This is a genomic window from Lacticaseibacillus hulanensis, assembly GCF_004010095.1.
Taxonomy (GTDB): Bacteria; Bacillota; Bacilli; order Lactobacillales; family Lactobacillaceae; genus Lacticaseibacillus; species Lacticaseibacillus hulanensis.
This window is the reverse complement of sequence record NZ_RRYD01000056.1, coordinates 1-1731: the sequence shown is the minus strand read 5'-3', so window position 1 is coordinate 1731 and position 1731 is coordinate 1. Positions and strand designations below refer to the sequence as shown.

Genomic DNA, 1731 nt, shown 5'->3' with positions numbered 1-1731 from the left:
GTTCCTTGAAAACTGAACAAAGTTTCGTATAAATGTAGGTTCTTCAGCTTTAGCTGAAGGAAGAATTAACACATTATAACGAAGTCAATTCGCTTATAACAATAAAAAGAATCAATGAGCTCTTTGAGCTCTCTTAATTTGAGAGTTTGATCCTGGCTCAGGATGAACGCTGGCGGCGTGCCTAATACATGCAAGTCGAACGAACTTAACTTAATGAACGGAGTGCTTGCACGAAGTGATTTAAGAGCGGTGAGTGGCGGATGGGTGAGTAACACGTGGGTAACCTGCCTTCTAGCAGGGGATAACATCTGGAAACAGGTGCTAATACCGTATAAATCTCAAAACCGCATGGTTTTGAGCTGAAAGGCGGCTTCGGCTGTCACTAGAAGATGGACCCGCGGTGCATTAGTTAGTTGGTGAGGTAAAGGCCCACCAAGACTGTGATGCATAGCCGAACTGAGAGGTTGATCGGCCACATTGGGACTGAGACACGGCCCAAACTCCTACGGGAGGCAGCAGTAGGGAATCTTCCACAATGGACGAAAGTCTGATGGAGCAACGCCGCGTGAGTGAAGAAGGTTTTCGGATCGTAAAGCTCTGTTGTTGGAGAAGAACACTAGTGAGAGTAACTGTTCATTAGTTGACGGTATCCAACCAGAAAGCCACGGCTAACTACGTGCCAGCAGCCGCGGTAATACGTAGGTGGCGAGCGTTATCCGGATTTATTGGGCGTAAAGCGAGCGCAGGCGGTTTTTTAAGTCTGATGTGAAAGCCCCCGGCTCAACCGGGGAAGTGCATCGGAAACTGGGAAACTTGAGTGCAGAAGAGGACAGTGGAACTCCATGTGTAGCGGTGAAATGCGTAGATATATGGAAGAACACCAGTGGCGAAGGCGGCTGTCTGGTCTGTAACTGACGCTGAGGCTCGAAAGCATGGGTAGCGAACAGGATTAGATACCCTGGTAGTCCATGCCGTAAACGATGAATACTAAGTGTTGGAGGGTTTCCGCCCTTCAGTGCTGCAGCTAACGCATTAAGTATTCCGCCTGGGGAGTACGACCGCAAGGTTGAAACTCAAAGGAATTGACGGGGGCCCGCACAAGCGGTGGAGCATGTGGTTTAATTCGAAGCAACGCGAAGAACCTTACCAGGTCTTGACATCTTCTGCCAACCCAAGAGATTGGGCGTTCCCTTCGGGGACAGAATGACAGGTGGTGCATGGTTGTCGTCAGCTCGTGTCGTGAGATGTTGGGTTAAGTCCCGCAACGAGCGCAACCCTTATGACTAGTTGCCAGCATTCAGTTGGGCACTCTAGTAAGACTGCCGGTGACAAACCGGAGGAAGGTGGGGACGACGTCAAATCATCATGCCCCTTATGACCTGGGCTACACACGTGCTACAATGGCCGGTACAACGAGTCGCCAACCCGCGAGGGTGCGCTAATCTCTTAAAGCCGGTCTCAGTTCGGACTGCAGGCTGCAACTCGCCTGCACGAAGTCGGAATCGCTAGTAATCGCGGATCAGCATGCCGCGGTGAATACGTTCCCGGGCCTTGTACACACCGCCCGTCACACCATGAGAGTTTGTAACACCCGAAGCCGGTGGGGTAACCCTTTTAGGGAGCTAGCCGTCTAAGGTGGGACAGATGATTAGGGTGAAGTCGTAACAAGGTAGCCGTAGGAGAACCTGCGGCTGGATCACCTCCTTTCTAAGGATAATCATGTAGAGGCCG

General features: G+C 51.1%; 1 rRNA gene. It reads left to right on the top strand.

Annotated elements, in window-relative coordinates:
* Positions 1–134: 134 nt before the first annotated feature.
* Positions 135–1707: ribosomal RNA gene (locus EKN00_RS10740) — 16S ribosomal RNA — on the top strand.
* The last annotated feature ends 24 nt before the right edge of the window (positions 1708–1731 follow it).